We start from the raw sequence: 14,486 nt of genomic DNA, 5'->3' as shown, positions 1-14,486 counted from the left end.
GGATTACGTATCCTGCCCAAGGCGTCCGGGCCGGGGCCCGGCGTCGTGGCCGGCGAACGTGACGGCCGCTGCCGGCGCCACCGAGCGACACCTTCCCGGGCGAGGTCTGATTGAACACCCGTGACTGGCCGATCCGCGCCAAGCTGACCGCGCTGGTCATCGGCCCGGTGACCGGGCTGCTGGCGTTGTGGATCTTCGCCACCACGCTCACCTTCGGGCCCGCGCTCGACCTGCTCTCCGCGCGTACCCTCCTCTACGATCTGGGCCGTCCCGGCGAGGCCGTGGTGGCCGAGCTGCAACGGGAGCGGCGGCTGTCGGTGGTCCAGCTCGCCGGTGACCGCGCCCTCCCCGAGCTGACCGAGCAGCGGGTACGCACCGACGACGCGATCGTCGAGCTGCGCCGCAAGGTCGACGGCGGGGACCTGCGCGACGTCGCCGACGCCCAGCTCGACAACCGGCTCGACCAACTGGTCTCGGCGCTCGACGCGCTGCCCGCCGGGCGCGCCTTCATCGACGACCGGAAGGTCGACCGGGCCGGCGCCGTCGGGCTCTACAGCGGCATGATCGGCTCGGCGTTCCAGGCGTTCGGCGCGATGGCCGCGCTGCCCGACGCGCAGCTCAACCGGGAGGCGACGGCGCTGACCGCTCTGGGCCGGTCCCGGGAACTGCTCGGCCAGGCCGACGCGCTGCTGGCCGGCGCCGTCACCGCGGGCCGGTACGCCGAGGGCGAGCACGAGCAACTGGTACGCACAGTCGAGAACCAGCGTTTCCTGGCCGAGATCGCGGTCGCCGACCTGCCGCCGGGGGAGCGGACCGCGTACCAGCGGATGACCGAGGGTGCCGGGTTCCTCAAGCTGCGCGCGCTCCAGGACAGCCTGATCCGCTCGTCCGCGCTGCCCGCCCGGTTCGACATGCGGGCGTGGGACACCGGTCACGCCGAGGTCTGGCAGAGCCTGCGCGACTTCGAGCTGCGCGGCGCGGACGCCCTGGCCGAGCGGTCGGTGCCGATGGCCACCCGGATCCTCGTGCAGCTCGCCGCCGCCGGTGTGCTGGGCCTGATCGCGATCGTGGTGTGCGTGCTGGTGGCGCTGCGGGTCGGCCGGTCGCTGGCGCAGCGGCTGACCGGCGTACGCGCCGCCGCGACCGAGGTGGCCGAACGCCGGCTGCCCGACGTGGTCGCCCGGCTGCGCCGGGGCGAGGAGGTCGACGTGGCCCGGGAGGCGCCCGAGCTGGACCACGGCGGCGACGAGATCGGCCAGGTGGCGCGCGCCTTCAACGAGGTGCGCCGGACCGCTGTCCGCGCCGCCGTCGACGAGGTCACGCTGCGCCGGGGCTTCAACGAGGTGATCCTCAACCTCGCCCGGCGCAGCCAGGGGCTGGTGCACCGGCAGCTGGCGCTGCTGGACCGGCTGGAACGGCGGACCGAGGACCCGGACGAGCTGGCCGGGCTGTTCCAGGTCGACCACCTGGCGACACGGCTGCGGCGGCACGCCGAGGACCTGGTCATCCTCGCCGGTGCCGCGCCCGGACGGGGCTGGCGCCGCCCGGTCGCGGCTGTCGACGTGATGCGCGGCGCGATCTCCGAGGTCGAGGCGTACGACCGGGTCGACGTGGGCGAGGTGGCGCCGGCCGGGGTGCTGGGCCGGGCCGTCGGCGACGTGATCCACCTGCTCGCCGAGCTGATCGAGAACGCGACCACGTTCTCCCCGCCCGGCACCCGGGTGGACGTCAGCGGCCGGAGCGTCCCGGGCGGCTACACCATCGAGATCACCGACCGGGGGCTGGGCATGTCCGCGCCGGCCCTGGCCGAGGCCAACCGCAAGCTGGCCGAGCCGCCGGAGTTCGACCCGGCCGGCAGTGCCCGGCTCGGGCTGTTCGTGGTGGCCCGCCTGGCCGCCCGGCACGGCGTACGGGTGGAGCTGCGGCCGTCCCGCCCGGCCGGGATCGTCGCCGCGGTGTTCGTACCGTCGGAACTGATCACCGACGAGCCGCCGGTGGGCGCGGACGCCTCCGCCGGGCCGGAACGGCGGCGCCTGGCCAAGGTGACCCGGCTGACCACTGTGCCCCGGCCGGGGCGGCCGGCCCGGCCGGGCCGGGACCGGTCGGAGAACACAGTCGTCCCGTTGCAGTCGGCCCGCGCCTCGACTGTGGAGCCACCCGCCGACGGCGACGGCCTGCCTCGTCGGATCCGGCGCCGCGGCGCGACCGCGCGACCCCGCGCGGCGGTCGCCGACACCCCGGCCCACCGCACCCCGGAGGAGGCCCGCCGGGCCATGTCCGCGTTGCAGGCCGGCACCGCGCGGGGACGCCGGGACGGCTCGCGCGCCGCCGGAACCGATCCGACCACCCCCACCACCGAACCGCGCGACACCGGTACGCCGTCCACCACCGCGGGGCCAGCCGTTCAGCCCGCCCCGCCGGCGCCGGACCAACGAACCGCGACTGAGAGGGACGCCTAGTGGTGCACACGACGCGGCAGAACGCCGATCTCGACTGGCTGCTCGACGACCTGGTGGAGCGTGTCCCCGCCGCCCGCCAGGCGGTGGTGCTCTCGGCGGACGGGCTCCTGCTCGGCGCCTCCACCGACCAGGACCGCACCGACGCGGAACACCTCTGCGCGCTGGCGTCCGGCTTCTCCGGGCTGGCCAAGGGCGCCACCCGGCACCTGGGCGGCGGCGCGGTCCGCCAGACGGTGGTGGAGATGGAGTCGGCCTACCTGTTCGTGACCGCCGCCGGGCAGGGCGCCTGCCTGGCGGTGGCCAGCGACGCCGACGCCGACATCGGCCTGGTGGCGTACGAGATGGCGATGCTCGTCATCCGGGTCGGGGAGAACCTGGCCGCGCCGAGCCGGGTGGCGGGGGAGCGGACCGATGCGCGCTGAGTCGCCGGGGCCGCAGCACGAGTGGCTGGACGCCGACGCCGGGCCGGTGGTGCGTCCGTACACGCTCACCGGCGGCCGGGTGCGCCCACCCGTCGACGGCTTCGACCTGCTGGCGTTCGTGCTCGCCACTTCTGACGCGGACCCGGCCGGCACGCCCGGTCTGCAGCCGGAGCACCGCCGCCTGATCGAGCTGGCCCGGCGGCCGAAGGCCGTGGCCGACCTCGCCGCCGACCTGGACCTCGCCGTGGGCGTGGTCCGGGTGCTGCTCGGCGACCTTCTCGCCCATGGGCTCGTCGCGGTGCACCGGCCACCGGCCACCGCGTACCTGCCCGACGACAACATCCTCAAGGCGGTGGTCAGTGGACTCCGTGCGCTATGACCGGGAGCCGGGGGCGCCGCGAGTGCCGCTGGCTTTGAAGATCCTCATCGCCGGTGGCTTCGGCGCCGGAAAGACGACGCTGGTCAGCGCGTTGAGTGAGGTCCGGCCGTTGCAGACCGAGGAGGTCCTGACCGGGGCCGGGCTCGGCACCGACGACGTCTCCGGGGTCGAGCAGAAGTCGACGACGACGGTGGCGATGGACTTCGGCCGGATCACCATCAACGACGACCTCCAGGTCTACCTGTTCGGCACCCCGGGCCAGGACCGGTTCTGGTTCCTCTGGGACGAGCTGGCGTTCGGCGCGCTCGGCGCGGTGGTGCTCGCCGACACCCGGCGGCTGGCCGACTGCTTCCCCTCGATCGACTACTTCGAGCAGCGGGGCATCCCGTTCGTGGTGGGCGTCAACTGCTTCGAGGGCTCCCGCCGGTTCGGCCTGGAGGCGGTCCGCGACGCCCTGGACCTCGACCCGGACGTCCCGCTCGTGCTCTGCGACGCCCGGGACCGGCAGTCGGGCAAGCTGGTGCTGATCTCGCTCGTCGAGCACGTGGCGCGGCAGCGCGGCGAGCCGGTGCCGGTGGGCTGAGCCCTCGACGCCCGATCCGTCGGGTCTGGCAGGACTGACCGGGCGCGTCACCGGGAAGCCTCTGGTTGGATCGCAGTCAGGACCGACGAGAGGTGGGAGCGGTGACCGGGCAGGACGAGATCGTCCACATCGGCGGCTACACGGCGGAGACGGGTGGGCGGGCCGAGGGCGTCGTGGCGGCCCGGCGGGACCGGGCGACCGGGGAACTGACCCCGCTGGGCGTCGTGGCGGTCACCCCGTCGCCGTCGTTCCTGGTGCGGCATCCGGCGCTGCCGGTGCTGTACGGGTGCAACGAGCTGCCCGACGGGCTGGTGAGCGCGTTCCGGCTCGCCCCGGACGGCGATCTCACGCCGCTGGGCGTCCGCGAGACAGGTGGCGCGGAGCCGTGCCACCTGGCGGTCGCCCCGGACGGGCGGCACCTGTTCGTGGCGAACTACGGCGGCGGCAGCGTGGCGGTGTTCGGCCTGGACGCCGACGGCGTGCCGGGGGAGCGCACCGACCTGGTCCGGCACTCCGGGCACGGCGCCGACCCGCAGCGGCAGGAGCACGCGCACTGCCACATGGTCTCGCCCGACCCGGCCGGGGGTGGGCTGCTCGCGGTCGACCTGGGCACCGACTCCGTCTACCGGTACGACGTCGACGCGTCCACCGGCCGGCTGGCCGAGCGGGAGCCCCGGCTGCGGACGGCGCCCGGGACCGGTCCCCGGCACCTCGCCCGGCACCCGGACGGGCGGCGTTGCTGGCTCGTCGGTGAGCTGGACGCCACTGTCACCGCGTACGAGCTGACGCCGGACGGGCCGCGTCAGTCGACGCGTGTCGACGCCAGCGGCCGGACCGGCCACGTCCAGCCCTCCGAGGTGGCCGTCGGGCCGGGCGGGCGTTTCCTCTACGTGGGCAACCGCGGCGTGGGCACGATCGCTGTCTTCGCGCTGGACGGCGCCGCGCCGGAGCTGGTGGCCGAGGTCGACACCGGCGGTGAGTGGCCGCGGCACTTCGCGTTCGCCGGTGAGCACCTGTACGTGGCCGACGAGCGGGCCGACATGATCAGGATCTTCCGGGTCGATCCGGACGGCGGGGTGCCCGAGCCGGTGGGGGAGCCGGTGCCGGTGGCGAGCCCGACGTGCGTCCTACCGTGACCGGACGGTTACCAATTGGCGGTCCGAAGTGGATTGACATCACCATAAATGACTGACCAGTAACTTAGCGTATGAGTTAGCTGATCAACTGTTTCTGCTGCGTAACTTTCGTCCGAACGGTTGTGGTGGTAACCCCACGAGGTACGCAAGATGGTCACCGTGTCTGGCCGCCATCGCATGCGTTCTCACCTCCGCGGAGCAGGTGCCGCCGCCGTGGCGGCCGCCCTGGTCGCCGTCGTAGCCGGCTCCTGGTTCGGCTACCAGCAGCTGGCCGGCCCGAACTGTTCGGGCCGGATCGAGCTGTCGGTGGCGACCGCCCCGGAGATCGCCCCCGCGGTGCGCGCCGCCGCCGACCAGTGGGTCGCCGACGGTGCGGCGGTGGGCGGGACCTGCATCGCGGTGAACGTCTCCTCGTCCGAGTCGGTCGAGGTGGCCGCCGCGGTGGCGAGCAAGCACGGCGCCACGCTCGCCGGCGTCGGGCAGGCCAGCGGCACCGCTGTCACCCCCGACGTCTGGGTGCCGGACTCGTCGACCTGGCTGGTCCGGCTCAAGAGCGGCGGGGCCAGCGCGTTCGCGCCGACCAACGGCGCCTCGATCGCCCGTAGCCCGGTCGTGGTGGCGCTGCCCGAGCCGGTGGCCTCGCGCATAGGGTGGCCGGACAAGAAGCTCCGCTGGTCCGACCTGCTGACCCAGGTCACCGCCAGCAAGCCGCTGCGGGCCGGGATCGTCGAGCCGACCCAGGACGCGGCCGGCCTGTCCGGCCTGCTGTCGCTGACCGCCGCGGCCAGCTCCACCGGCGAGTCCGGCTCGCCGAAGGCGCAGGAGGCGATGGTCGGCGCACTGCGGGCGCTGGCGACCAACCGTTCCTCGCTGCGGCAGGACCTCCTCGCGCGGTTCCCGCGCTCGTCCGACCCGACGGCGATCGCCAACGGGCTGGGGGCGGCGGCGCTGTCCGAGGAGGACGTGATCGCCTACAACAGCACCAAGCCGCCGATCCGGCTCGCCGCGCTCTACCTGGAGCCGGCGCCGATCCCGCTGGACTACCCGTTCGCGGTGCTGCCCGGCATCGAGCCGACCAAGGCGTCCGCCGCCCGGGTCCTCTTCGAGGTCCTGCGTACGCCGGGCTTCAAGGACCGGCTCGCCTCGCAGGCGCTGCGCGCGCCGGACGGCAACTGGGGCCGGGGTTTCCAGGCGCCGACCGGCGCACCGAGCCCGGCCAACGGCGGCGCGAGCCAGGTGCCGCCGTCGGGCCAGGGCGGCGCGGCCGACCTCGACCCGGGTGCCATCTCGACCGCGACCACGACCTGGTCGGTGGCCACCCAGTCGGGCCGGATGCTCTGCGTCATCGACGTGTCCGGCTCGATGAAGAAGCCGGTCGCGACCGCCAACGGCGCGAGCCGGGAGCAGGTCACAGTCGCCGCCGCGAGCCAGGGCCTCGGGCTGTTCGACGACTCCTGGTCGATCGGCCTCTGGACGTTCTCCACCAACCTCCAGGGCTCGCAGGACTGGAGCGAGCTGGTCGGAATAAAGCCTCTGTCCAGCAACCGGGGCTCGCTCCAGCGCGGCCTGGCCTCGATCAAGCCCTCCAGCGGCAACACCGGCCTGTACGACACCATGCTCGCGGCGTACAAGAAGGTGCAGCAGGACTGGGAGCCGGGCAAGGTCAACTCGATCGTGCTGTTCACCGACGGCAAGAACGAGGACGACGACGGCATCTCGCAGAAGGCGCTGCTGGACCAGCTGAACAAGCTGAAGGACGACGAGCAGCCGGTCCAGGTCATCATCATCGGCATCGGCACCGAGGTGAACCGGGCCGAGCTGGAGTCGATCACCAAGGTCACCGGCGGTGGCGCCTTCGTCACCACCGACCCCAGCAAGATCGGCGAGATCTTCCTCCGGGCGATCGCGCTGCGGCCGCCCGCCCCCCGCTGACCTGAAGCTCAGCGCTACTCTTCCGCCGTACCGGAAATCCGGTACGGCGGAAGGCTTCCCGGGTCAAGACACGGGATGAGAACTGACGGTAATGCGTCCGAATCAATCGGTAACCATAATTGTCCAGGCATGATGACCGGGTGCCTCGACCGCGGGCTCCACACCGGAGCCGGGCGGCGACGGGGCGGTCCTGAGCGAAGTGGGGAGGGCCGGTGACCTCGGCGACGCTGTTGACCCCTGCCACGTCGTCGCGACCCGGTGGTGAACGCCCCGGCAAGACGACACGAGCCGCGGAGCGGGCCTACATCCGGGTCCTGGTGGTGCTGGACACCGCCGTGCTCGCCGTGGCCATCCTGGTCGGTTACCTGGCCCGGTTCGGCGACGAGGAACCGACCGGGTCCGAGATCCCGTACGTGGTGGTCGCCCCGGCGCTCCTGCTGGTCTGGCTCGTCTCGCTCAAGGCGATGCGCTGCTACGACGACCAGGTGCTCGGCTACGGCGCCGACGAGTACCGCCGGGTCAGCGCGGCCAGCATGCGACTCGCCGGCGGCATCGCCATCGCCGGGTACATCGCCGACGTCGGCGTCTCCCGGGGTTTCCTGGCCATCTCCTTCGCGGTCGGCACGATCGGCCTGGAGGTGGCGCGGTTTGCGGCCCGCAAGCGGCTGCACCGGGCCCGCGACCGGGGCGCCGGCTGGTCCCGCAAGGTGCTCGTGGTGGGCGACACCGCGCACGTGCTGGAGCTGGTGCACACGCTGCGCCGGGAGCCGTACGCCGGCTACCAGGTGGTCGGCGCGTGCATCCCGGACGCGCTGCTCGCCCCGGTGCCGCAGCGGCTGGGCGACGTGCCGGTGGTTGGCAGCTTCCGGGGCATCCCGGAGGCCGCCACCGCGATCGGCGCCGACACGGTGGCGGTCACCGCCTCGGGCGAGCTGACCGCGACCCGGTTGCGCCGCCTCGGCTGGCAGCTGGAGGGCACCGGCGTCGACCTGGTGGTGGCGCCGGCGCTCACCGACGTGGCCGGCCCCCGCATCCACACCCGTCCGGTCGCCGGCCTGCCGCTGATCCACGTCGAGGCGCCCGAGTTCCGCGGCGCCCGCAAGCTGGTCAAGGGCTTCGTCGACCGGTCCCTCTCGCTGATCGCCCTGCTCGTCCTGGCGCCGCTGCTGATCGTGATCGCGCTGGCTATCAAGATCGACAGCCGCGGCCCGGTGCTGTTCCGGCAGACCCGGGTCGGCCAGGGCGGCGAGGAGTTCGGCGTCTTCAAGTTCCGCACCATGGTGGTCAACGCCGACGCCCTGCTCGCCGAGCTGGCCGCGCGCAACGAGACCGACGGCCTGATGTTCAAGATGCGCGACGACCCGCGCGTCACCCGGGTCGGCCGGCTGCTGCGCAAGTGGTCGCTGGACGAGCTGCCCCAGCTCGCCAACGTGCTGCTCGGCCAGATGAGCCTGGTCGGTCCGCGCCCGCCGCTGCCGTCCGAGGTTGCCCGCTACGACGGCGACGTGGCACGCCGGCTGCTGGTCAAGCCCGGCATGACCGGCCTCTGGCAGGTCAGCGGCCGGTCGGACCTGAGCTGGGAGGACGGCATCCGGCTGGACCTCTACTACGTGGAGAACTGGTCGCTGGCCGCGGACCTGACCATCCTCTGGAAGACGTTCGGCGCGGTGCTCAACAGCCGCGGCGCGTACTGAGGGGGGCGGGTCAGGGCTGCGGCCCGAGCCAGTCCAGGCAGACCACCACCGCGTCGTCCACCAGGTCACCGGCGACGAAGGCCCGCAGGTCGCCGATCAGCGACCGGACCGCGTCCAGCGGCTCCATCGGGCCGGTCCGGCGCAGGAACCGGTCCAGCGCCACCTCGCCGTAGCGCACCTGCTCGGTGGTGGCGTCGATCACGCCGTCGCTGACCACGAAGAGCCGGTCCTCGCGCTCCAGCCGGAACCGCTGCGGGCGGTAGTCGGTGCCCTCGAACATGCCGAGCGGGAACTGCTTGTCCAGCTCCTGCTCGGTCACCTCACCGGCCCGCAGCCGCAGCAGCCGCGGCGAACCGGCGTCGACCACAGTCATCTCGCCGGTGGCCAGGTCCAGCTCGATCAGGAGCACGGAGACGTGCTGTTCGCCCCGGTGCTGGGCGTAGATCGCCTGGTCGGCCAGCGCCGCCTGGTCGGCCAGGTCGAGCCCGGCCCGGCGCGCGTTGCGCAGCGCGTACGTGGCCAGCGAGGCGAGCAGCGCCGCCGCAACCCCCTCGCCGTAGCCGTTCAGCACCGCCAGCCAGAGCCGGTGACCGTCGTCGGACCAGTCGAAGCTGTCCCCGCGCACCGCGTACGCCGGCTCCAACTGCCCGGCCAGGCTGAACGACGGCCGGATCCGGCTGCGCCCGGGCAGCAGCTCCCACTGCATCTCGGCGGCCAGCGTGAGCCGCCGGCTGCGCCGGGCGGTGCGGTAGATGTCGGTGGTCGCCGTGACCGCGCTCAGCTCGTGCCCGAGCACAGTGGCGATGGTGTCCAGCTCCCGGCGGGCGTGCGGGTCGGCGGGTACCGGCGAGACCTTCAGCACGCCCCGGCGTTCGCCGCGCATGCCCACCGGGAACCAGCCGACGCCGTCGGCGATCACCGGCTCCTGGTGGTCGAAGGCGCGCCAGGCCGGGTGGCCGGGGCCGGTGACCGACGGGCCGTCATCCAGCGGCAGCAGCTCGGCGAGCCGGTAGTCGACCTGGTACAGCTCGGTGCGGGCGACGCCGTACGTGCGCGCCAGCTCGGCGGCGAGCCGGTCCACGATGAGATCCGTCGGCGCCTCGGTCAGGACCCGGCGCGCGCGGCCCTCCGCTCCGCTCATCTTTGCTCCTTTGCACAGGTCGCCGGGCAGATCCGGGGAGTAGTCTCGGGCCACCATGACCGAAGAGCGCAGTCCCCGGGAACCTGAAACGAGTATGTCCGCCGCACTGGACGAGGCGGCAGGCACCTTGCTCGCCGTCTGGGAGGCGGCCCGGGAGCGCACCACCAGCCGGCTGTCGAGTGCCCAGCTACGCGCGATCATGGTCGTCGAGCAGTATGACGGCATCAACCTCCGCCGGCTCGCCACCCTCACCGACATGTTGCTCTCCTCCGCCAGCCGGCTGTGCGACCGGCTCGTCGCGGCCGGGATGCTGGAACGCGAGCCGGGCCGCTACGACCGGCGGGAGATCTCGCTGCACCTCACGCCCGCCGCCCTCCGGCTCCTCGCCGAGCTGCGTGCCGACCGGCGGCACCGGCTGGAGCGGATCCTCGCCGGGATGAGCCCGGAGGGCCGGGCCGCGCTGGTACGCGGCATGCGCGAGTTCGACGAGGTGGGCCGGCGAGGCGAGGCCCCGGTGGCGGAGGGCTGGCCGATGCTGCAACCGTCCGGGGAACGGATCGGCGACCCCGCCCGGCCGTCCGGTGAGCCGCCGGTGGCCCGTACCGCCTGACTCAGCCTGAACGGCCGTCCGGCGCGGCTTCGCGGGCGGCCCGCAGCCGGGCCGCCACCCGGGGATGCTCGGTGAGCGCCCGTTCCAGCGTGCCGAGCACCTCGTCCAGCAGCGCCCGGCCGCCCCGGGAGGTCAGCGCCTCCTCCTGCCACCCGACGAAGTCGCGCAGCAGCCGGTCGTCGTCCACCCGCACGGCCGCGATCAGCGCGTCCACCAGGTGCGCGATGCCGGCGGCGACCTCCTCGGCGCTCTCCTGCGGCGGGTCCACCGCGGCGAGCGCGAGCCCGACCAGCTCACGCCGCCGGTGCAGTACCGCCACGTACGCGTCGTCGGGCGGGGGCGGCGGCGACCCGGTGTGCGCGGCCGACAACGGCCGTTCCAGCAGCGCCACCGCGTCCCGGGCGCTGGCGCCCCAGCCCGCCGCGCCGATCGCGGTGGCCCACCGGCCGTCCGGGCCGAAGCCGGGACCACCGGCGAGCACCGGCACACCGGCCGCGCGGCTGGCCTCCACCATCCGCGCCGCCCGGACCAGCCGGTTCGGCTGCACGCAGCTCAGCAGCACCGCGTCCGGGCCGGTCTGGTGCAGGTACGAGACCAGATGCCGGGCCGGCACGCTGGCACCGAGGAACGTCACCCGCCAGCCGGCCGCCCGGACCACCTCGGTGACGATGCGGGCGGCCAGCGCGTGCCACTCGCCCTCCACGCAGGCCATCACCACGTGCCCGCGTCGCGGTGGGCCGACCGTCGCGCCCAGCGCGTCCACCACCTGCTCGCTGACGTGAGTGGCGGCGTGCTCCTGGGCGACGCTCCACGAGCCGGTGAGCCAGCGCCGACCGACCTCCCGCTGCGCCACCGCGACCAGGTCGACCAGGACGTCCGCGACCGAGAAGCCGTCCGCCAGCAGGCCGCGCGCCAGCGCCACAGCGCCGGACCGGTCGGCGGCGTCCAGGTGGTCGAGGTACGCGGCGAGCGTCTCCGGCCCGATCCGGCGCCCGGCCGCGGGGGTGGGGCGGTCGGGCGGCGGTGGTGTCACCCGGCCGCCACGGCGAGCATGGCGATGTCGTCGTGGGGTTGCCCGTCCAGCCACTCGTCGACGAGCTGGAGCACCCGGTCCACGAGCGCGGCGGGCGGAAGCCCGGTGCCGGTGGCGAGCGCCTGACGCAACCGGGCGTCGCCGAACATGGCCGGCTCGGTCGGGCCGCCCCGGGCCTCGGTCACCCCGTCGGTGTACGCCAGCAGCAGGTCACCCGGGGCCAGCCGGACCTCTGCGTCGGCGAACCGGGCGTCGGTGAGCGCGCCCACCGGCATGCCGCCGACCCGGATCGTCTCGACGCCGCCGCCGGCACGGACGACGAGCGGAGCGGGGTGCCCGCCACCCGCCACCCGGATCAGCAGCCCGCCGTCCGGCTCACGGCGCAGCGCGCCGAGCAGGAGCGTGGTGAACTGGGCCCGGCGGGCCGCGTCGGGAGCGTCCAGCAGCGCCCGGTTGAGCAGCTCCAGCAGTTCCCGGGGACGCTGCTCGACCAGGCGCAGGGTCTGCAGTGACTGGCGGACCCGGCCGGTCAGCACGGCCGCACCGACGCCCTTGCCGCAGACGTCGCCGAGCGCGAACAGGCCGCCGTCGCCGGTGGGGAACAGGTCGTAGAAGTCGCCGCCGATGCGCAGGCTGTCCCCGGCGGCGCGGTAACCGCCGGCGAGCGTCATCCCGGGCAGGCGGGGCAGCGCCGGCGGGAGCAGGCTGTTCTGGAGCACCCGGGCCAGGTGCGCCTGCTCGCCGTACAGCTCGGCTGCGGCCAGCGCGGCACCGGCCCGGCCGGCGAACTCCCGGGCCAGGCCGATCTCCCGCTTGTCGAAACCGGGCCGCTCCCGGCGGCGGGCCAGCACCAGCGCGCCGGCCGGACCGCCCGCGCTGGGCATCGGGCTGATCAACACGGTGCCCGGGCGGCCGAACCCGGCGGGCAGCACCTCGGCCAGGTCGGCCAGCTCGGCGTCCAGCCAGGGACTCGGTTCGGTGAGGTCGCCTTCGAGCGCCTCGACCAGGCCGGGGACGGACTCCACCGTGTGCCAGCCGGCCAGGCCGGTGACCGGGCCGGGATCGCCGGTGGCGTACCGGATCCAGTGCGGCTGGTCCTCGGCGGGCGGAGGCGGGCGGTGCACCACGACTGCCGCGTCGGCCAGGTAGGGCACCGGCAGCGTCACGGCGGTACGCAGCGTCTGCTCGCGGTGCAGGGACAGCCCGAGCCGGCTGCCCGCCTCGGCGAGGAACGCGGTGCGCGACCGTTCGGCCAGCAGCGCGTCGGTGCGCGCGTGTTCCTCGGTGACGTCCCGCACGTACCAGGCGCTGCGGTCGTCGGCAAGGGGACGCCGCAGGCCGCGCAGCCGCCGGCCGTGGTGTTCGGTCTCGAACGCGTCCGATCCGGCGGCGGCCGCGTCGGCCAGCGCCGGTACCCGGCACGCGGCCAGGTCGACGCCGGGCGCCACCTCGGGGAGCAGGTCGGCGGCCATCGCGTTGACGAGCGTCACCACGCCTGCGTGGTCGACCGTCACGACGGCCTCGGCGAGCCCGTCCAGCAGCTCCCGGGCCAGACGGTCGTCAGCCGGTAGCGCGGCCTCGGCAACCCGCCGGGGCCGTCTCCGCGAGGCGTGTCCACCGCCGCTGACCGGCCCCGCGACACCGCCCCGGCGCGCGGCGGTCACCTCCGGTGGCCGGGCGCTTCGGTCGGTCGACCCCTGCGCATGCTGTCGGTGCACCCCTCGCTCGGCGGACTTGTTGCCCGGCGGCAAGCGTACCGAGCGCAGGCACGGAATGCCCGTCGAGGATCATCCCGGGTCAGGTGGTCCGGGCCAGCCAGCCCACCGGCCGGTCGACGATCCGGCGGACCACCGACCCGGCGCCGCCGACCGCCGCGGACTGCGCGCCGAGCACGGCCGGCCGCACAGTGACCGGCGCCCACCCGGCGGTGAGCACCCGGCGGGAGACCTCCGCCTCCACAGTCGGCCGCAGCCAGGGCGCGAGCCGGGCGTATCCGCCCCCGAGCACCACCGTGTCCAGATCCAGCAGGTTCACCACGCCCGCCACCGCCACCCCGAGGGCGGTGCCGGCGTCGGTCAGGGCGGTCAGCGTGGCCGGGTCACCGGCCTCGGCCAGGTCGGCGAGCCGGGTGGCGGCGGTATCAGCCGGCAGTTCCGCGCCGGGCAGCCCGGCGGCGGCCAGGATCGCCTCCTGGCCCGCGTACCGCTCCAGGCAGCCCTGGCCGCCGCAGCGGCACGGCCGCCCCTGCGGCTGCACCGGGAAGTGACCGATCTCTCCGCTCCAGCCGCGCGCGCCCCGGTAGAGCGCGCCGTCGAGCACGATCCCGGCGCCGATGCCGATCTCGCCGGTGACGTGCAGGAAGCTGCGCGGGCCGGGCGGGCCGGCGTACAGCTCGCCGAGCGCGGCCAGGTTCGCCTCGTTGTCGACCACCAGCGGCGGCACCCCGTCGACCGGCTCGGCCAGCGGGTGCCCGGCCAGCAGCGCCGGCACGTCCACGTCCCGCCAGCCCAGGTTCGGCGCGAGCCGGACCAGGCCGCCGTCGCCCACCAGGCCCGGCACGGCGAGCGCCGCGCCGGCCAAGGTCAGCCCGTCGCGTACGGCGGCAGCGCGCGCCTCGGCGGCGAGCGCGGCGAGCCGGGCGAGCGCGTCGGCGGGGGAGACCGGGCGCAGGTCGGCGCGGCGGACCAGGTGGTGCCGGACCGTGCCGGTCAGGTCGACGACGCAGGCCGCCAGGTAGTCGACGTTCACCTCCAGGCCGAGCCCGGCCGGGCCGTCGGAGGCGAGCACCAGGCCCCGGGCGGGACGGCCCGCACCGGTACGCGGCTCCGGCTCCGCCTCGGCGACCAGCCGGCCGGCGATCAGGTCGTCCACGACGGCGGAGACGGTGGCCCGGGTCAGGCCGGTGTCGGCGGCGATCCCGGCGCGCGAGGGCGGCCGGTCGGCGGCGGCGATCCGCCGCAGCACCACTGCGAGGTTCAACTCGCGCAGGCTGCCCTGCCGGACCGCCCCGGCGGTGCTGGCGCTTGTCACCTCTTGACACTGCCACATCGCCGCCATTTAATTCAACCGCTGAACAAATCGCGGACGACACCACCAC

General features: G+C 74.7%; 12 protein-coding genes. 8 read left to right on the top strand and 4 right to left on the bottom strand.

Annotated elements, in window-relative coordinates; all coding sequences use genetic code 11:
- Positions 1-110: 110 nt before the first annotated feature.
- The 7 genes from MICAU_RS25245 to MICAU_RS25215 all read left to right on the top strand — a co-directional run bounded on the left by MICAU_RS25245 (position 111) and on the right by MICAU_RS25215 (position 8,605).
- Entirely contained in the window at positions 111-2,459 is a 2,349-nt protein-coding gene (locus tag MICAU_RS25245) for a sensor histidine kinase (protein ID WP_013288182.1), read from the top strand.
- Positions 2,459-2,881: a roadblock/LC7 domain-containing protein gene (locus tag MICAU_RS25240; RefSeq protein ID WP_013288181.1), complete on the top strand. Its 423-nt coding sequence runs from the start codon at positions 2,459-2,461 to the stop codon at positions 2,879-2,881. Before MICAU_RS25245 ends, MICAU_RS25240 begins: the two co-directional genes overlap by 1 nt.
- Positions 2,871-3,260 (top strand): DUF742 domain-containing protein, encoded by a 390-nt coding sequence (locus MICAU_RS25235; RefSeq protein ID WP_013288180.1) that lies wholly within the window; start codon positions 2,871-2,873, stop codon positions 3,258-3,260. The genes MICAU_RS25240 and MICAU_RS25235 overlap by 11 nt, the downstream gene beginning before the upstream one ends.
- The gene (locus MICAU_RS25230; RefSeq protein WP_013288179.1) at positions 3,241-3,843 is read left to right on the top strand and encodes a GTP-binding protein; all 603 of its coding nucleotides are present in this window, start codon (positions 3,241-3,243) and stop codon (positions 3,841-3,843) included. Before MICAU_RS25235 ends, MICAU_RS25230 begins: the two co-directional genes overlap by 20 nt.
- A 101-nt stretch (positions 3,844-3,944) precedes the next feature.
- On the top strand, positions 3,945-4,979 hold the full coding sequence (locus MICAU_RS25225; RefSeq protein ID WP_174361738.1) for a lactonase family protein: 1,035 nt from the start codon (positions 3,945-3,947) through the stop codon (positions 4,977-4,979).
- A gap of 177 nt (positions 4,980-5,156) precedes the next feature.
- Positions 5,157-6,911, top strand: coding sequence for a substrate-binding domain-containing protein (locus tag MICAU_RS25220; protein WP_049794844.1), 1,755 nt, complete (start codon positions 5,157-5,159; stop codon positions 6,909-6,911).
- Positions 6,912-7,123: 212 nt separating this feature from the next.
- A complete protein-coding gene (locus tag MICAU_RS25215; protein WP_013288176.1) occupies positions 7,124-8,605 on the top strand; it encodes a sugar transferase in 1,482 nt (493 codons plus the stop codon).
- A 10-nt stretch (positions 8,606-8,615) separates the two neighbouring features.
- Here MICAU_RS25215 and MICAU_RS25210 read toward each other — a convergent pair whose 3' ends face one another.
- Entirely contained in the window at positions 8,616-9,746 is a 1,131-nt protein-coding gene (locus MICAU_RS25210; RefSeq protein WP_013288175.1) for a PP2C family protein-serine/threonine phosphatase, read from the bottom strand.
- A gap of 94 nt (positions 9,747-9,840) precedes the next feature.
- Here MICAU_RS25210 and MICAU_RS25205 point away from each other — a divergent pair, with 94 nt between their 5' ends.
- Positions 9,841-10,356: a MarR family winged helix-turn-helix transcriptional regulator gene (locus MICAU_RS25205; protein ID WP_013288174.1), complete on the top strand. Its 516-nt coding sequence runs from the start codon at positions 9,841-9,843 to the stop codon at positions 10,354-10,356.
- Position 10,357: 1 nt separating this feature from the next.
- On the opposite strand, the gene MICAU_RS25200 is transcribed toward MICAU_RS25205, so the two are convergent.
- The 3 genes from MICAU_RS25200 to MICAU_RS25190 form a co-directional block, all read right to left on the bottom strand.
- Positions 10,358-11,389: a cobalamin B12-binding domain-containing protein gene (locus tag MICAU_RS25200; protein WP_013288173.1), complete on the bottom strand. Its 1,032-nt coding sequence runs from the start codon at positions 11,387-11,389 to the stop codon at positions 10,358-10,360.
- Entirely contained in the window at positions 11,386-13,053 is a 1,668-nt protein-coding gene (locus MICAU_RS25195) for a PP2C family protein-serine/threonine phosphatase (RefSeq protein WP_030271342.1), read from the bottom strand. Before MICAU_RS25195 ends, MICAU_RS25200 begins: the two co-directional genes overlap by 4 nt.
- A 133-nt stretch (positions 13,054-13,186) precedes the next feature.
- Positions 13,187-14,446, bottom strand: a complete 1,260-nt coding sequence (locus tag MICAU_RS25190; RefSeq protein WP_013288171.1) for an ROK family protein — start codon at positions 14,444-14,446, stop codon at positions 13,187-13,189.
- Between the last annotated feature and the right edge of the window lie 40 nt (positions 14,447-14,486).

This window comes from Micromonospora aurantiaca ATCC 27029 (assembly GCF_000145235.1).
GTDB classification, from domain to species: Bacteria; Actinomycetota; Actinomycetes; order Mycobacteriales; family Micromonosporaceae; genus Micromonospora; species Micromonospora aurantiaca.
Note: the sequence above shows the minus strand (reverse complement) of the source record. Positions and strands in the feature narration are given on the sequence as shown.